The following is a 16,490-nucleotide window of genomic DNA, read 5'->3' on the forward strand; positions in this document are numbered from 1 at the left end:
ATGGAGCGCCGACTCATGCCCGGGGCGGGCGGTCTGCTCGGTGCGACGGCCGCAGTCCTCGGCGGGCTCGCCGTCTGGTGGTTCTCCGCGGCGTACGACGAGCGGCACCGCGCGGTGCTCGTGTCCTGCATCGACCTGCCGGCCAACACCGGGATGAGGCTGGGCTCCTGGGCCGTGCTCTGCTGCGGCCTGCTGGCCCTGGTGGTGCCGCTGTTGCTGCGGTTCGCCGGGCGGGTGCGGCTCGACCTGCTCGCCGTGGTGGCGATGGTGGCGGGGGCGGCGCTGCTGGCGGGCGGGGCCTACCTGGTGTGGGACGTGCGGCAGGGCGACCGGGTCTCCGGGCAGCGGATCTGCTCGGGGGCCGCGCCGCTCACCGCGCTGCGCTGAGGTGGGGGCGGGCCGCCCGACGGGCGGCCCGCCCCGGCACCCGGCGTGGGCCGATGGACACCTCATGCTGCCAAGGGTCAAGTTGACGTCCGGTGGCTCGTGGGGCGGTCGAACACGGCGGATCCTCGTATGCCGCAAATCGCGGCACGGTGGTGGCGCGGCACTGGTACTCGTCGGCTCCCGTTCAGGAAGGGTGACTCCGCCCTGGACCACGGTGCGCCCGTGGTCGTAGAAGCGGCCGCCGGTCGGTCGCCGGAGAACCGGGTGAACTGGTTGACCGAGCAAGGTGAGTTGACCGGATCGCGCCGGTCGGCGGCCGAACCGCCCTCCCCGGATCGGCCGAGTTTCCGGATCTCCGGCCCGCCCCGGCGGAACGTCGGGGGGACTGCTCCCTGTGTCCGCGGAACGAAAGTGAGGGACAGAAGGTGATCGAGCGGTTGTACGCCTGCTCGTCGATCCTCGACTCCCATGGCCGGTACGCGTACTACGGGCGGGTGGGCGGCTGTCCGGCTGCGAGGCGTGCCCGGGCCGGATGACCCGCCTGCCCGGCCGGCGTCCCCCGTGCAGGTGCCCAGTTCCGGCTTGGGCCGTTCACCGATGCATCGCTGCGTACGCCCCGGCACAGGACCTCCTCGGGCAGGGCCCCGGTCGTCGCTGAACACCGCACCGCTGAAGTAGCTTTCGGGCGGCCCCGGTGCTCGTCGTTCGACCGGTGCAGGACGTGTGCGGTGCTGCAGCGGTCAGGGCCGGGTGGGCGTTGTGATGCGGCGGGTGAAGGCGCGGCGGTAGTCGGTGGGGCTCACGCCGACGCGGGCGGTGAAGTGGCGGCGGAGGTTGGTGGCGCTGCCGAGGCCGCTGCGTTCGCCGACCTGCTCCACGGGCAGGTCGGTGGCCTCCAGCAACGACTGGGCGCGCGCGAGGCGCTGGTTGAGCAGCCACTGGAGGGGTGTGGTGCCGGTGGCGGCCTGCAGCCGGCGGAAGAAGGTGCGCGGGCTCATCCGGGCGCGGCGCGCCAACTCGTCGACGGTGATTGGGTGTTCGAGGTTCTCGGTGGCCCACGCCAGTACCGGTGCGAGGCTGTCGTCGTCCGTGGCGGGCACCGACAGGTCGACGAACTGTGCCTGTCCGCCCGGCCGGTGGGCCGGGACGACCAGGCGGCGGGCCAGCCGGTTGGCCACGTGCGCGCCGAGGTCGCGGCGGACGATGTGCAGGCACAGGTCGAGGCCGGCGGCCACGCCCGCGCTGGTGAGCACGTCGCCGTCGTCCACGTAGAGCACGCTGTCGTCCACGGTGACGGCCGGATGGCGGCGGGCCAGGTCGGTGGTGTGCGACCAGTGCGCCGTGGCCCGGCGCCCGTCCAGCAGGCCGGCGGCCGCGAGTGCGAACGCTCCGGTGCACAGCGACACCATGCGCGCCCCCGCCTCGGCCGCCCGCCGGAGCTCCGCCACCAGCGCCGCCGGCACCTCGCGCTCGCCGGTCACGCAGGCGTCCGGGACGGAGGCCACGATCACCGTGTCGGCACCGGCCAGCGCGTCCCAGCCGTACTCGGCGCGCAGCGAGAAGCCGAACCCGCCGGGCGCGCGCGGCGGCGTCGCCTCGTCCGGGGTCTCGGCGCAGAGCCGCAACTCGTACCAGCGTTCGGCGAGGTCGGGCTGCGGGATGCCGAACACCGCGCAGGCCATGCCGAGTTCGTAGAGGTCCCAGAACGGGAGCTCGGCGTGGTCGATCACGGCGACGGCCACCGTGCCGGGGCCGCGGGGGGAGGTCGGTGCCGAGGTCTTCACGCCCGCCACCGTACCTGGCAGGAACCGTGCGACAAAGGGCGATCCTGCCACTGTCGGCCCGCCGCGGCCCGCTGCGAGGGTGGTGGACGTCGATCAAGACCACCGAATCACTCCCCGACATGACGAAACGTCAGGAGAACCCGCATGCCGCACGATCCAGCCCGCGAGCCGGTCACCGTCCTCGGACTCGGCGCAATGGGCACCGCACTCGCCGACGCGTTCCTCGCCGCCGGCCACCCCACCACCGTCTGGAACCGCTCCCCGGCCAGGGCCGAACCGCTCGCCGCCCGCGGCGCCGTCCCCGCTTCCTCGCCCGCCGACGCCCTCGCCGTCGGCGAGCTGACCGTCGCCTGCGTGCTCGACTACGACGCGCTCCGCGCGGTGCTGACCGGCCACGAGCAGGCCCTGGCCGGACGGACCCTGGTCAACCTCACCTCCGGCTCGCCCGAGCAGGCCCGCGAGTTCGCCGCGTGGGCCGCCGGCCACGGCTTCGACTACCTGGACGGCGCAATCATGATCACCCCGCCCGGCATCGGCGGACCCGACGCCGTCCTGCTCTACGGCGGCTCGCCCGGCGCACTCGCCCGCCACCGCGCCACCCTCGCCGTCCTCGGCGAGCCCGTCGACCTCGGGCCCGACGCCGGACTCGCCGGCCTGTACGACACCGCACTGCTCGGCCTGATGTGGTCCGCACTCGGCGGGTGGCTGCACGGTGTCGCCCTCGCCCGTGCCGACGGCGTGCCGGCCGCCGACTTCACGCCGGTCGCCACCCGTTGGCTCTCCGGCGCGGTCAGCGGCTTCGTCACGCGCTACGCGGCCCAGGCCGACGCCCGCCGGTATCCGGGCGACGACGCCACCCTCGATGTCCACCTCGCAGCCATGGAGCACCTGTTGCACGCCAGCACCGCGCGCGGCGTCGACACCGCCCTGCCCGAGCTGTTCGCCCGCCAGGTGCGGCAGGCCGTCGCGGACGGCCACGGAGCCGACGGCTACACCCGTCTGATCGAGGTGATCGCCAAGTGAGCGCCATCGCAGCGCCCAGCGCGGTTGCCGTCCCCGGCGACGCCGTCGACCGGCTCGAATGGCCCGCGCTCGTCCGCGAGGCGGCCGCGACCACCACCGGCCTCCTGGAACAGGCCGCCGACGCCGACTGGACCCGCCGACCCGTCGGCAGCGAGTGGACCTGCCGGGCCACCCTCGACCACCTCGCCCTCGGCCTCCTCGGCTACGCGGGCCTGCTCACGGCCCGCCCCACCGACCGATACATCACCCTGTTCGGTTCGCTCGACCCGGCCGCACCCGTCCCGCACTGTCTCGAAGGCCTGCGGATCGCTGCGGGCCTGCTCGCCACCACCGTGCGGGACACCCCGGCGAACGCCCGTGCCTGGCACCCCTGGGGGCCGTCGGACGGCCCCGGCTTCGCGGCCATGGGCATCGTCGAACTCCTCGTCCACACCTGGGACATGGCCGGCGCGCTGGGACTGGACCGACAGCTGCCCGACCACCTCGCGCATCCGGCCCTGGCCCGCCTCTTCCCGGACGCGCCGGACGGTCGCGCCGCGGGCGACGCCCTGCTCTGGTGCACCGGCCGGACCGCCCTGCCGGACCGCCCGCGCCGCGCGGCGGGCGCGTGGCGCTGGGACGGCCGGGTGCGGCAGGGCGGCGAGACGGGGCCGTGAGGCCCGGTGCCGGGGCGCAGCCGTCCCGGGCGTACCCGGGCCCTCGCCGCGGGGGCCGACCCGGTCGGTCCCGGAACCGGCCGAGGCGACGCCGCCACCAGCCGGTGGCGGCCACGAGAGCGGACACGGCGACGGTGCCGAGCACTGCCTGAAGGGCCGGGCCCACAGTCGCCGTCCGGGGCCGTGCCGGTGGGGCCGGGGGACGGGTGCGGTGGTCGCGGACGGCACGGCCGGCGCCGTGGTGGCGGGGCGCCTGCTGCGGTGGTCGGCTCCAGGACCCGGCACCGGGCGGACATCGCGGCGTACGGCAACCGGCGCTCCGAGCCGTACCGGACGCTGGACGAAACGGTGCCCGGCGAGCTGCGGCAGGCGATGCGCGAGCTGCTGAAGGTGCCACCCGGGGAGCGGGTCTCGGAGCCGGAGCCGGAGCCGGAGCGGCTGCGGACCGGGTGCGCTGGTACGGGACGTCGGGTCCGGACTCGGCATGAGGATCCGCCGGTCCGGATCGCGTCGCCCGCCCGCCGCATCGCCCACCGCCGACCGGGGCCTCGCCCCGCCGTGGCCGTCGACGGGGCGCTGTGACACAGCCGGTACTCCCAAGATCGGATCCGATGGTTCGTCATCTGGCAAACTGAGCCGCGAATTGACGATCTGTCGGCGACAGGTCACGACGAGGGGACCGGCATGTGGGGTCGGGGGACCGTGCTCGGTGGGCGCTACGCGCTCACCGACCGGGTCGGAGTCGGCGGTATGGGCGAGGTCTGGCGCGCCGACGACGGTGTGCTGAAGCGGCAGGTCGCCGTCAAGGTCATGCAGCCGGGGCTGCTGGCGGATCGCAGTTTCACGGAGCGGTTCAGGCGCGAGGCGCGAATCCTCGCCGCCCTCCGGCACCCGGGCATCGTTCACGTGCACGACTACGCCGAGCCGGCCGGCGATTCGGACGAGCAGATCGCCTACATCGTCATGGAGTTCATCGACGGGAAGCCGCTGAACTCCGTCCTGGCGGCCGAGGGCCCCATGGTGCCCGCGCGGGCGCTCGGCATCCTGGCCGACGCGCTGGACGCGCTGCATGCCGCGCACCAGCAGGACATCGTGCACCGCGACCTGAAGCCGTCCAACCTGATGGTGCGCAGCGACGGCGGTGTGACGGTGACCGACTTCGGCATCGCCCACGCCATGGCCGGGACAAAGATCACCACCTCCAACTCGGTGCTCGGCACCGCCCTCTACATCGCACCCGAGCAGGCCGACGGCAAGTCCACCACCCCGCTCTGCGACCTGTACTCGATCGGAGTGGTCTGCTTCGAACTGCTCACCGGTCGGCTGCCGTTCACCGGGGAGACGGTTCTGGAGATCGTGCTCAAGCACATCCAGCAGCCTCCGCCCCGGCTGTCCGACGAGTTCCCGCGGGCCGTCCGCGACTTCGTCGCCACCGCCCTCGCCAAGGACCCGGCACAGCGCTTCCCGGATGCAGGCGCGATGGCGGCCGCCGCCCGGGCGGCAGCGGCCCGGCCGGGCGCCGGGCAGGCGGTGCGTGAACCCACCGTGTTCGCCACCGTGCCCGAGCCCGTCCCGCGGGAGGCGCCGCCGGCCGAGACTCCCCGTACCGCTCCCGCCGAACGCCCGCGACGCAGCCGACTGATCGTCCCGATCATCATCCCGGTGGTGATCTCGGCCGGGGTCGGCAGTGTGGTCCTGATCGAGCAGGCCCCGTGGCAGTCCCGTGCGCAGGGCACCGGGCCGCAGCCCTCGGTAGCGGCGTCGGTCAGCCCGGGCGCCGCGTCGGCCGGGGCGAGCGGCACGGGTGGCGCCGCTGCTGCATCGCCCCCGGCGGGCAGCGCCACCAACCCGCAGGCCGCGCCGGGGCAGCAGCCGGGCAACCCGGTGCCCGACCAGGGCGGCGTCGGAGCGGGTGGTGCCGTCGGTGGTGGTGCCGCGGGCACCGGCACGGGCGGAGGCGCCACCAATACCGGGGGAACCGCCCGGCCGCCCGCCAACACCCCGGCCACCACGGCACCCGCGACCACCCCGGCGCAGACCGGGCCGCCCCAGGGCTGCGGCGGCACCGGCTGGGGCTACATCACCGGGGTCGGCAGCGGCCAGCGGTTGGGCCTCGCCGCCTCGGGCCTGGCCGGCGGGACCAGCGCGGTGGTGGGCCGCAACACGTCCTACGGCTGGATGCGTTCGGCCCCCGACCCCGGCGGCTGGTACAGCCTCTACCCCTGCAACATGAGCAAGCCGGGACTCGTCCAGAACGGCGACAAGGTCGAACTCTCCTCGGGCTTCAGCGTCACGTATCGCTGGACGGTGAACAGTGCCCCCACCCAGGGCGCCGTCTACCTCAAGGACTACAGCGGCTCGACCTGCCTGACCGACAACGGCGCGGGCAGCGCCGCCACCATGCAGACCTGTACGCCGGGCAACCGGTCGCAGCAGTGGTTCATCCCCCCGTCGGGCTGAGCGGCGGGCCGCTCCCCGGGCCGGGACGCGGTGACCGACGGTGCCGGGTCGGCAGGTTCGGACCCGTGGCCGAAGTGTGCGGTGAGCACCGCACGGCGACCAGCGAGGACCCGGAGCCCGGCCCACCACCCCCGGTGGAAGCCGCCCCGGGCCACCTGCGAGCCGACCCGTGGGCTCGGCCGGGCAAGGGCAGAGCAGCGGCTCAGGTCCGCCCCCCGCCCAGCCCGCCGAAAGGTCCGGAAGGCGTACGGGTGTCACCACGCCATCCGACCAAGGACAGGCCGGACGAGAACGGCACCTTCTCGTCGGGCCTGAGAAACGCACCGGGTGGGGGCGGCGGGGCCGCCCCCACCCGGGACGGTGGTGTGGATCAGGTGATGGTCCGGCAGACCGTTCCGTTCAGCCGGAAGACCGTGGGGGACGGGTTGGCGCCGTTGTTGCCGCCGACGAAGCCGAAGTTGACGGAGTTGCCGCCGTTCGGTACGAGCCGCGCGTTGTATTCGCCGTTGGTCACGCGGACGTGCTGTCCCTCACCGGCGATGTCGGCGTTCCACCACGAGTCGGCGGACTGCCCGGTCGACGGCCAGTCGAAGTCCAGCGTCCAGCCGTTGATGTCCGCCGGGCCGAGGTTGCTCACCACGACGTTGGCGACGAAGCCGTTGCCCCAGCCGGTGGTCACCTGGTACGAGACGGTGCAGGTGCTGTCGTCCGGCGTGCCGGTGGTGAAGGTCAGCGGGACGGAGGGCCGGGAGAGGCGCCCCGCCTGGTCCCGGGCCAGCACGTTGACCGTGTGCCGGGAGCCCGGCGGCAGGTTGTAGAGCGTGGCGGAGGTGCCGGTGGACGAACCGAGCAGCTGGATGGTGGTGCCGAGCTGCTCGTAGACCTCGTAGCGGTCCACCGAACCACTGGCGGCCGGCCAGCCCAGGGTGACGGTGTTGGCGCCCACCGAGGTGGTCTGCGGCGCACCGGGGGTGCCGACGGTGGCGGCGGACGAGCCGGTGCCGCTCTTCGGGTGCACGGTCAGCACGGTGATGGAGTACGGGGCAAGGGTCGCCGAGGAGGAGGTGGCGGTACCGGTGGCGTCCACCAGGCCGTCGTCACCGGGCGCCCACCGCTGGACAGAGGGGGCCGGCGAGCCGGCGGTGAAGCCCAGGTACCGCAGGTCCACGGTGTGCTCGGCGGAGGAGCTCTTGTTCAGCAGCAGGACGCCGAGGTCACCGTTGGCCCGGAGCACCGCGTGCGACGAGACCTCGGAGCCGGAGGTGCCGGAGGCCACCATGCTGTCGCCCGGGTCGCTGAGGGCGCCCAGTGCCTTGATGCCGTAGTACGGCGCGAACGGGGTGTTCACCGCCGGCTCGCAGACGCTGCCGGAGCAACTGCCGTTCGACAGCATGCCCATGTCGCCGTAGTCGGTCTCACCGCCCACGGTGGTGACGGTGCCTGCGCCGTTGTGGGTGTCCCACCAGTCCACGCTGAAGACGCCGTTCTCCAGCGCCGTGATCATGGCCTCCGCGGCGAACAGACCGTTGGGGCGGCTGGTGAAGGCACCGCTGCCGGAGTTGGAGTTCACCTCGGTCATCGCGATGCCGATGCGCGCGGAGTCGGCACCCGCGTACCGGTCCACCAGACTGCGCACCTCGCGGAGCTCACCGGGCAGCTGTTGCACGGCGGCCAGCGACTGGTCGCCGTTGCCGGTGTTGGGATACCAGTGGACGCTGACGAAGTCGATGTCGTGGGCGACGGCGGCGAGCACGGTGTGGTTCCAGTCGCCCGTGTCGCCGGCGGCCACCAGTCCGTCCGGCCAGTTGCCGGGCATGGTGAGCACCGCACCGATCTTGACGGTGGGGTCGACGGCCTTCATGGCCGCGGCGTACGCCTTGACCTCCCTGGCGTACTGGTCCGGCGTCTTGTCGGCGTGGGTGTCGTTCTCCCAGCCGTTGCCGTAGATCTCGTTGCCGATCTCCCAGTACTTCGCCCCGTAGCCCTTGGTGACGTTGGCGTACCGAACCCAGTCCGCGGCCTCCTGGGCCGTGCCGGAGCCGTAGTTGGCGATCAGGATCGGCTGGGCGCCGGACGCCTTCACGGTTCCCATGAAGGCGTCGAAGTCGGTGCCCGGGGCGACGTAACCGCCGGGTGCGGTGTTGTCGACCCAGTGGTAGATGTCGGAGTAGGAGCCGCCGGGGTAGCGCAGCGCGCCGATCCCGGCGGCCTTGTACAGGGAGGCCACCTGAGGGTCGTTCATGTACGAGTCCCAGATGGCGGTGTTGGCGCCGAGCGCGGTGGAACCGACGGTGCCCAGGCCCGCGCTCGCGTTGACCGTGACCGTGGTGTCGCCGGAGGCGGCCGGGTCGGCCGCGACGGCGGGGGTGGACAGCGGCAGAGCCGCGGCCACCACGGCCAGGGCGGCCGAGGCCGTCACGGCGAGGGGGCGACGGAGCCCGTCTGGTCTCCTGCGGAACAGCATGGGGGTGTTCCTCCCGGGTGATACGCCGGCCCGGGGCCACGCCGCGGAGCCGGACGACGGACGGGGAACTGTGCGGCGTACGGCGCCGCGTCGACCGTCGACGATGCGTGCGACGCGTGAGGCTTGGGAGCGCTCCCATGATGGGAGGGCGTGCCGGGCATGTCAATCTTCCTGACGCGCCGGGACGCAGGATCGCAGTGGGCGCATCTCCGGGCCGCCGCTGGGCCGCTGAGGCGTTCTCGGAACACATCCGTGGTCGGACCGTTGTCCGGCCACGGGTTTCGCCGTTCCTAGGACAGCGGAGCGGCCTCGCGGTGATCATGTGCGCTGTCGAGACGCAACTGATCAACCATGAGGCCGTGAAGGTGGGGACTTCCATGCCGGGTTCCGGTACTTCGCGTATTGAACGCAGCCGCGCAGGCGGTCGTCTCCCGCCCGCAGTCCGTCCCGGTTCGAAGGGCAGGCCCGCCAATTCGGCCCCCGTCCGCGATCCCCGTGGTGTCGAGATCGCCGATCCGGGCACGTGCGCTTCGCAGACCTCGGCCGGGTGGGCGGAGACGCCGCCGTGCGTCAGCTTCCGTGCAGGTGAGGACAGTATGAGAAGGTCACGCCTGTCGTCGGGTGCGACTTCCTTGACCGGAAGACGATCCGTTCTCTTCGCGGCCCTGCGGCGTTGTGTGCGGGGGCTGCCACCGTTCGCCTCATTTTTCTGGGGCCGGAAGGATGACGGAATCGTTCTCCGCGAGGCCGGAGATCACTTCTGTGAGCCGGTCGCCGGCAAGTCCGAGTCGTACCGTTGTGCGAACGGGAACGCTCTTGCGGCACTCCCCGCTCTCTTCGATGTCGTCGCACTGCAGGACCAGAACGTAGTCCCCTTCCCTGTCGTGGTGGATCGCCGACGGGGGCACCGCAAGCACATGGTCCCGGGAGTCCAGGGTCAGCGTCACTTCGGCTCGTATTCCCGGCAGTACGCCCGCTGGGGGGACCGGTAGCCGCAGCTCCATGAGGTATCGGGCCGCCTGCCCGCCGAGGCCCGCGGTCCGGTCCCCCTCTCCCTCCCGGCTGTATGCGCCCAGGACGTCGGATCCGGCCTCCCCGGAGACGGGCTGGTCCCGGCTCCCCGGTGTCACGGCCGAGGTCGGAAGACCCTCGAGTGCCGTCATCCCGCGGGCCCTGGCGTCCGGGACCGTGACCAGGGCCTGTTGTCCCACGCGCAGCTTCGCCAAGGTGGCGGCGTCGATCGACGACTCGACCTGCAACTCGTCCGCCCGCAGGACCACGACGGGCTCCTCGCAGGACGGGTCGGCTCCGACGGCCGTGTTCACCGACTCGACGAACCCGGCCGCCGGCGCGGTGATCGTGCTGGCGGCCACTGCCCGCTGGGCCTGGTCCTTGCGCCGTTGGGCCTCGGCCACCCGCTGCTGATCCGCGGCCAGCTGTTCCTCGGGGAGGCCGAGGAGGGAGTTCGGTGTCGAGGCGGCCGGCGAGGCGGACCGGGAAGTACCGGCGGCCGGAGCCGGGGCCGGCCGGGCTCACGGCGGCCTGACGGGCTTTGAGGGCGGCGGTCGCCTGGGAAAGCTCCTGCTCCGCCGCGGAGAGGTCGCTCTGGGCGCGCGCGGTGTCGGCCTTTGCCAAGACCGTTCCCGCAACGACGTGGGTGCCGGCCGCGACGGGGAGGGACGTGATTTTCCCGAGAACGGCAGGGGGATTGTCGACGGCAATCCGACCGCACGTGCCGGTTTCACCGGGTTTCGTTTCGGTGTAGGCCACCACCGAGCCGAAAGAGAGCCAGTACGTCGCAGCTCTTGTCACCGTTCCGTCCGTGCGGGTGGTAAGTCGGACGTTGTCCCGCTTGACGGTGAACACCAAATGCCGATCCGGGCTTTGCGTCAGAACTGCGAGGATGACCCCCACCGCTGCAGAGGCGAGAAGGAGCGCCAGCCAGCGCCACTTCCGGCTCCGGCGGCCCGGTGCGGACGCCGGACGCACGGAAACCCGACCACGGCGCAGACTCAAGCGGGTGACATCTCCTTCGAACCTGTGCAGGAGATAAAGCCGGGTAGCGGTCCGACCGTCTGCCGGGCGCCGCTGCACCCAACCGTCGGACGTACGGATAATGGCAACCGCGGCAGGGGAGGTCAAGGATTCTCCGCGGTTGTCGCCGGGTGTGCTCCGATCGCCTTCCCCCATTCGGCTACTGCCGAGTGGCGAGCTGGAAAATTCCGCGCTCAGGCGCAAGGATTCCTCCTGCGCCTTACGGGCGGTGACCGGCCGAGGTGCACCGCGACGCTTCATCCCCTTCCATGGGAGAAGCACGGTCCTGTGCGCCGGTCCGATCCAGACCCGGCCCCGTACGCGGCTGCCACGGCACCGATGCAGTGGCCCGGACCGTACCGGACGATGGGAACCATCCACGATGAACTCACGAGTCGTCTGCACAGCCGCACTGGCGGCCGCTGTCGGCCTGGTGACGGCGACACCTGCGATCGCTGCCTCCGTCACGGTCAACCCGACCAGCATCGCCGCCGGACAGTCCCTGTCGATCACGGCCACCGGCTGCACCACGACCAGCAACGTCCAGGCCATCTCCACCGCCTTCTCGGCGCCGGTGACCCTGAACCAATCGTCCTCCAGCGCGGGCACCCTGTCCGGGACTGCACTGATCGCCACCTTGGCCACCGCGGGTCCGTACACGGTGTCCGTGACGTGCGACGGCAGCGCTTCCACGGCCACGTTCACCGTCACGGCCACCACGGGCAGCCCGACTGCAAGCCCCTCGGGGAGCGCGAGCCCGTCGAGCCCCCACCCGACGACGACGGTGACGGCGACCACCACCACGACCGAGACCATCACGGAGAACCCGATCCTGACGCTCTCCCCCACGGGGGGTGTGGCCGCCGGGGACGGCAGCAGCCAGGCATCGACCGGACCCGGCCCCACGGCCGTCGGACTGGGGCTCGCCGTGGTGGCGATCGGCTCCGCACTGGTCGTCCGCTACGTCCGACGTCGGCGACCCGGTGCGCACCGATGATCGCGGCCTTCGCCGGGGGCTGGGCCGCCCCTCACTGATGGTGGCGCTCGTCCTGCTCCTCGGCGGCGCCGGCTACGGGGCCGGGGCGTACGTCCTCGCCCCCAGCGCCGAGTACCAGCGCATACCCCCTCCGCAGCCCGACCAGAGCGGCGTGCCCACCCTGCCGACCGACCGGTCCACCGCCGGTACACCGCAGATCGAAGCCCTGAACCCGTCCGTCCCGGTGCACATCGACGTCCCGCGTTTGGGCATCCACGCGGACATCCTGGCCGGCGGACTCAACGCCGACGGCTCCCTGGCCGTGCCCCCCGAGAACCAGGCCGACCGTGCCTCCTGGTACAGCGGAAGCCCGACTCCGGGAACGATCGGCTCCTCGATCATCCTCGGGCACGTCGACTCCCGGAACCTCCCGCGCGGCAGAGCAGCCTTCTACCCCTTGGGCGCGGCGAAGCCCGGCGACGAAGTGGACATCACGCGAGCGGACGGCACCGTAGCCGTGTTCACCGTCGACGCCGCCACCGTCGTGCCCAAGAACAGCTTTCCCGCCGACGCGGTCTACGGGCCTCGACCGTCACCCGAGCTGCGCCTGATCACCTGCGGTGGCGCATTCGTGAACGGCGACTACACCGGAAACGTCGTGGTGTTCGCGCACCTCACCCACAGCAGGCCCGATGTGTGGGGGGAATCGAGCTGAGTGGTGATCGCACGGGAGGGCGATCGTATGCCCCCGGGCGGTGCAATTTCCCCTGCCGGCGCGCATGGACGAGGTGCCGATGCGTGGCCGGGCGTGCGGTGCGGGCCGATATCGACCTGGGTGGGGGATTCGTCATCTCTCTCTCTCTCTCTCTCTCTCTCTCTCTCTCTCTCTCTCTCTCTCTCTCTCTCTCTCTCTCTCTCTCTCTCTCTCTCTCTCTCTCTCTCTCTCTCTCTCTCTCTCTCTCTCTCTCTCTCTCTCTCTCTCTCTCTCTCTCTCTCTCTCTCTCTCTCTCTCTCTCTCTCTCTCTCTCTCTCTCTCTCTCTCTCTCTCTCTCTCTCTCTCTCTCTCTCTCTCTCTCTCTCTCTCTCTCTCTCTCTCTCTCTCTCTCTCTCTCTCTCTCTCTCTCTCTCTCTCTCTCTCTCTCTCTCTCTCTCTCTCTCTCTCTCTCTCTCTCTCTCTCTCTCTCTCTCTCTCTCTCTCTCTCTCTCTCTCTCTCTCTCTCTACTCCTTAGTCGGTTTGACGTCAAGTCACATGAGCCGATGAGCAGAGAAGCCAGTTGCCTGAAGATCATTTTTCGGGCATAGTCCTGCCCCAAGATCACGGGGGGACCTTCATGTCGTGGTCACGGCACTCCCCGGACTCATGAGGAGACTGACGTGTCAAAGCTCATCAAGCGGCTCACGGTGACCGCGGCCGCCACCGCGGCCATCACTTTCGGCGTGTCGAACACGGCCTACGCGTACTCCATCAGCGACTACGCCACCTCGAGCAACACCTGCGGCGCCGTGGGATTCTCCCAGGACGGAGACGACTTCCGCTTCCTCGACATTTGCCGGGACGGCAAGGGCGTGCGCCTGCAGTACACGTCCCCGACCCTGGGAACTGCCAGCACCAGCCACACGAAGTACACCAAGGACTACACCGGTGGATACACCGGGTACGACTACAACGTTGCGCCTGTGTTCTACAAGGACTTCGCCGAAGGCGCGTGCTTCTACTTCCGCGTCGGCCACGTCGACGAGGGCAGCTACGTCTCCGGCTCGTACGGCGCCTGGCAGCTCGCCTGCGCCTGATCGCCGACCAGGGCCGGTCCCGGCGCAGCATGAAGCCATGATGACGGCCCGGCGCCGGAGAGCTCTCCGACGCCGGGCCGTTCATGGCTGGGAGGGGTTACCCGACGGCGGGCGATGCACCTGGCCCGGATGCTCAGGGACGCCGGCGGCATGCCGGCCCACGGCAACCGGCGCTCCGAGTGGGACGCCGGCTGCCGCTTCGACTTCGAGAACCGAGCACCGCTGAGTGGAGAAGCGGTCCGGCACCGGTAGTGGACGCCGGATCGCCGGGGTGGGTGTGGTGACACGCCCGCGCGTGGCCTCGCCGGGTTGCGCCCGCTGCGAGGAGGGGCCGTCATGGCAGGAGGGCTGCGCGTGCGTTCCTCCGGGAGCCGGTGCGGTGCCCGTCCGTGGCCACCCGAGAGTGTCGGAGACCTCCTTGCAGACCGTGCGCACTTCGCAGCAGATCACCCGCGACGTCATCGCCTTCATGGAACCCGCCCTGCGTGAGGCCACAGCCCTGCTGGGGCAGCCGGTCCGGCGAATGGCGGAGTACCACTTCGGCTGGATCGACGCGGAGGGCCGCCCGTCGACACCGGTCGGTTTCCGGCGGCGACCCGCGCTGGTCGCACTGCTGTGCGCGGGCAGCAGCGCGCAGGCCTGGGACGCGGTGCGGACCGCCGCCGTGGCGGGGACCTTGATGTCGGCGGCCGGAACCGTCCACGACGACATCATCGACTGCGAGATGCTCCGCAAGGGACGGCCGACCGTGTGGACGGTGTTCGGCGTGCCGGCCGCGATCCAGGTCGGGGTCGCCCTGCACTGCCTGGCGTTCGAGCTGCTGGCCCAGGACCCCAGGCCGGTCTCGGCCGTTCTGGCCCGGCGGGCCGCGTACGCCATCCGGGAGTGCTGCTCGGGGCAGGTCCGTGACCTGGAGACCGAAGGATCCTCCCGGATGAGCCTCGAGCTGTCGCTCGAACTGCTGGAAAGCACCATCGCGCTTCCCACGGCCGGCGTCTGCGTCGCGGGCGCGCTGGTGCGCGGCGCCGGCGAGGAGGAGGTGGCGGCCGCCGAGCGGTTCGGTTACCACGCCGGGATGGCCATGGCGTTCTTCGACGACTGGGAGGGCGTGTGGGGCACCTCGCGCGACGCGCTGGAAGACCGGTTCGCGGACCTGCGGCGCCGGAAGTCGCGGGCCTTCGCCGCGATCGCCCTGCAGTCCCGGGGACCGGCCCGCGACCAGTTGGCCGCCTTCTACGACGACACGGCCGAACCCACCCTCGATCAGCTCCGGCACGTTGCGGACCTCATCGAGGAGTGCCAGGGCCGCAGTTGGCTGGAGGAGCGGATCAGGGAACACATCCGGCTGGCCCAGGACGTCCTGCCGCAGGCGGTGCCGGACCCGGTCGCACAGGCCGAGCTCGCCGTCTTCGTCGACGCCATCGCCGACGAACTCCCGTGAGCCGTACACCGTCCGGCTTCGAGGACGCCCAGCCGGGAAGGCGCCGTCCGGGCTGCGGGGCCTACGGCAGGCGCGGCCAGTGGGAGGGCCAGCGCTGGTGGTGTTCGAGCTGGGCGGCGAGGGAGACGAGGAGGGGTTCGCCGTCGGCGGGGCCGAGGAGTTGGGCGCCGAGGGGGAGACCGGCGGCGGTGAAGCCGGCGGGGACGCTGACGGCGGGCCAGCCGAGGACGTTCCAGGCCCAGGTGTAGGGGCAGGCGGCGATGGCGGCCAGGCCGGTCCGGCGGTTGGTCAGGTGGGCGGCGTAGCCGACGCGGGGCGGCGGTGTGGCGGTGGTGGGGGTGAGGACGATGTCGAACGAGTCGAAGATCGCCCCGATGCGTCGGCGCAGGGGTCGTTCGGCGGCGCGGGCGAGGGTGAGCGCACGACCGCTGAGCAGCCGGCCGAGTGCGATGTTGCGGCGGGTCCGGGAGTCGAGGGGGCCGGCGCCGGGCAGGCGCCGCGCCCAGTGGTGGAGTTCGGCGACGGCGCGCGGTACTTGGGCGGGGCCGATCGGCCCGTACTGCGGGTCGGCGGACCGGACGGTGTGGCCGAGGTCCGCCATGGCGGCCGCCGTCCGCAGGGTGGCGGCGCGGGCCGCGGGGTGCAGCGGCGCCCGGACACCGGTGGTGGGGCCGCGCAGGGAGAGGGCGATCCGCAGCCGGCCCGGCTCGCGGCGGGCGGCGTCGAGCATCGGGGTGGCGAACTGCAGTGGGGTGCCGCGCGGCCGGTGGCCGACGGCGGCGTCGAGGAGGAGGGCGGCGTCGGCCACCGTGCGGGCGAGCGGTCCGGGAACGGTGAGGTCGTGCAGATCCTCGCTGCCGGGTGAGACCGGGATCCGGCCGCGCTGGGGTTTGATGCCGACCAGGTGGGTCCAGGCGGCGGGCACGCGGACGGAGCCGGCGCCGTCGGAGCCGAGGGCGGCGGGCACCAGCCCGGCGGCGACGGCGGCCGCGGAACCGCCCGAGGAGCCGCCGGGGGTGCGGTCGGTGTTCCACGGGTTGCGGGTGCTGCCGAACGCGGCACCCTCGGTGAACGGCCACTGGCCGAACTCGGGGGTGTTGGTCTTGCCGACGATGATCGCGCCCGCCGACCGCAGCCGCCGTACGCACTCGCTGTCGGCCACTGCCGGAGGGAAGTCCCCGGCGCAGCCGAACGCCGTCGGCTCGCCCGCGACGTCCATGTCGTCCTTGACGGCGATCGGCACCCCGAGCAGGGGAAGCCGTTCACCGGCGGCCAGTCGCCGGTCGGCGTCGTCCGCCTCGGCGAGGGCAGCGGCGCCGCGCACCAGGCGGAACGAGTTGAGCTCGATCCGGGTCGCCTCGATCCGCGCCAGCACGTCGCGCACCAGCTCGCGGGCGGTGACCCTGCCGTCGGCGAGGGCGGCGGCCTGGTCGAGCAGTCCGCCGTGTGGGCTTCCGGGTGCCGGGGTCACTG

The 16,490-nt window shown here is 72.1% G+C and carries 13 protein-coding genes and 1 pseudogene; 10 read left to right on the plus strand and 4 right to left on the minus strand.

What is annotated here, in order from left to right; translation table 11 throughout:
- On the plus strand, positions 1-387 hold the full coding sequence (locus ACQ614_RS34225) for a hypothetical protein (RefSeq protein WP_431683003.1): 387 nt from the start codon (positions 1-3) through the stop codon (positions 385-387).
- 419 nt (positions 388-806) lie between these two features.
- Positions 807-893, plus strand: a pseudogene (locus ACQ614_RS34230) (flavodoxin family protein); the annotation flags it as partial.
- Positions 894-1,127: 234 nt separating this feature from the next.
- Here ACQ614_RS34230 and ACQ614_RS34235 read toward each other — a convergent pair.
- Positions 1,128-2,129: a helix-turn-helix domain-containing protein gene (locus ACQ614_RS34235; protein ID WP_431684101.1), complete on the minus strand. Its 1,002-nt coding sequence runs from the start codon at positions 2,127-2,129 to the stop codon at positions 1,128-1,130.
- 186 nt (positions 2,130-2,315) lie between these two features.
- Here ACQ614_RS34235 and ACQ614_RS34240 point away from each other — a divergent pair, with 186 nt between their 5' ends.
- The 3 genes from ACQ614_RS34240 (at position 2,316) to ACQ614_RS34250 (ending at position 6,310) form a co-directional block, all read left to right on the plus strand.
- Positions 2,316-3,194: an NAD(P)-dependent oxidoreductase gene (locus ACQ614_RS34240; protein WP_431683004.1), complete on the plus strand. Its 879-nt coding sequence runs from the start codon at positions 2,316-2,318 to the stop codon at positions 3,192-3,194.
- Entirely contained in the window at positions 3,191-3,850 is a 660-nt protein-coding gene (locus ACQ614_RS34245) for a maleylpyruvate isomerase N-terminal domain-containing protein (RefSeq protein WP_431683005.1), read from the plus strand. The genes ACQ614_RS34240 and ACQ614_RS34245 overlap by 4 nt, the downstream gene beginning before the upstream one ends.
- Before the next feature lie 684 nt (positions 3,851-4,534).
- Positions 4,535-6,310 (plus strand): serine/threonine protein kinase, encoded by a 1,776-nt coding sequence (locus ACQ614_RS34250; RefSeq protein WP_431683006.1) that lies wholly within the window; start codon positions 4,535-4,537, stop codon positions 6,308-6,310.
- Positions 6,311-6,680: 370 nt separating this feature from the next.
- Here ACQ614_RS34250 and ACQ614_RS34255 read toward each other — a convergent pair whose 3' ends face one another.
- Together ACQ614_RS34255 and ACQ614_RS34260 are read right to left on the minus strand one after the other, a co-directional pair.
- Positions 6,681-8,774, minus strand: coding sequence for a cellulose binding domain-containing protein (locus tag ACQ614_RS34255; protein ID WP_431683007.1), 2,094 nt, complete (start codon positions 8,772-8,774; stop codon positions 6,681-6,683).
- A gap of 701 nt (positions 8,775-9,475) precedes the next feature.
- Positions 9,476-10,189, minus strand: coding sequence for an efflux RND transporter periplasmic adaptor subunit (locus ACQ614_RS34260; protein WP_431683008.1), 714 nt, complete (start codon positions 10,187-10,189; stop codon positions 9,476-9,478).
- 1,001 nt (positions 10,190-11,190) lie between these two features.
- Between ACQ614_RS34260 and ACQ614_RS34265 the strand changes: the two genes are divergently transcribed.
- The 5 genes from ACQ614_RS34265 to ACQ614_RS34285 all read left to right on the plus strand — a co-directional run bounded on the left by ACQ614_RS34265 (position 11,191) and on the right by ACQ614_RS34285 (position 15,017).
- Positions 11,191-11,805 carry a hypothetical protein gene (locus ACQ614_RS34265; protein ID WP_431683009.1) on the plus strand — a complete coding sequence of 205 codons (615 nt, stop codon included), beginning with the start codon at positions 11,191-11,193 and terminating at the stop codon, positions 11,803-11,805.
- The gene (locus ACQ614_RS34270; RefSeq protein WP_431683010.1) at positions 11,792-12,499 is read left to right on the plus strand and encodes a class F sortase; all 708 of its coding nucleotides are present in this window, start codon (positions 11,792-11,794) and stop codon (positions 12,497-12,499) included. The genes ACQ614_RS34265 and ACQ614_RS34270 overlap by 14 nt, the downstream gene beginning before the upstream one ends.
- An 83-nt stretch (positions 12,500-12,582) precedes the next feature.
- Positions 12,583-13,014, plus strand: a complete 432-nt coding sequence (locus ACQ614_RS34275) for a hypothetical protein (RefSeq protein ID WP_431683011.1) — start codon at positions 12,583-12,585, stop codon at positions 13,012-13,014.
- 145 nt (positions 13,015-13,159) lie between these two features.
- Positions 13,160-13,576, plus strand: a complete 417-nt coding sequence (locus ACQ614_RS34280; protein WP_431683012.1) for a hypothetical protein — start codon at positions 13,160-13,162, stop codon at positions 13,574-13,576.
- A gap of 427 nt (positions 13,577-14,003) precedes the next feature.
- Positions 14,004-15,017, plus strand: a complete 1,014-nt coding sequence (locus ACQ614_RS34285; RefSeq protein WP_431683013.1) for a polyprenyl synthetase family protein — start codon at positions 14,004-14,006, stop codon at positions 15,015-15,017.
- A gap of 61 nt (positions 15,018-15,078) precedes the next feature.
- Here the strand turns inward: ACQ614_RS34285 and ACQ614_RS34290 are convergent, their stop codons facing one another.
- Positions 15,079-16,488, minus strand: a complete 1,410-nt coding sequence (locus ACQ614_RS34290) for an amidase (protein WP_431683014.1) — start codon at positions 16,486-16,488, stop codon at positions 15,079-15,081.
- Positions 16,489-16,490 lie beyond the last annotated feature (2 nt).

This window comes from Kitasatospora dryopteridis, from assembly GCF_050749075.1.
GTDB lineage: Bacteria > Actinomycetota > Actinomycetes > Streptomycetales > Streptomycetaceae > Kitasatospora.

What these genes read in the sequence shown, in the direction of transcription:
- ACQ614_RS34250 (WP_431683006.1), top strand. Translation starts at nt 4,535, where the DNA reads ATGTGGGGTCGGGGGACCGTGCTCGGTGGGCGCTACGCGCTCACCGAC.
- ACQ614_RS34240 (WP_431683004.1), top strand. Translation starts at nt 2,316, where the DNA reads ATGCCGCACGATCCAGCCCGCGAGCCGGTCACCGTCCTCGGACTCGGC.
- ACQ614_RS34255 (WP_431683007.1), bottom strand. Translation starts at nt 8,774, where the DNA reads ATGCTGTTCCGCAGGAGACCAGACGGGCTCCGTCGCCCCCTCGCCGTG.
- ACQ614_RS34225 (WP_431683003.1), top strand. Translation starts at nt 1, where the DNA reads ATGGAGCGCCGACTCATGCCCGGGGCGGGCGGTCTGCTCGGTGCGACG.
- ACQ614_RS34265 (WP_431683009.1), top strand. Translation starts at nt 11,191, where the DNA reads ATGAACTCACGAGTCGTCTGCACAGCCGCACTGGCGGCCGCTGTCGGC.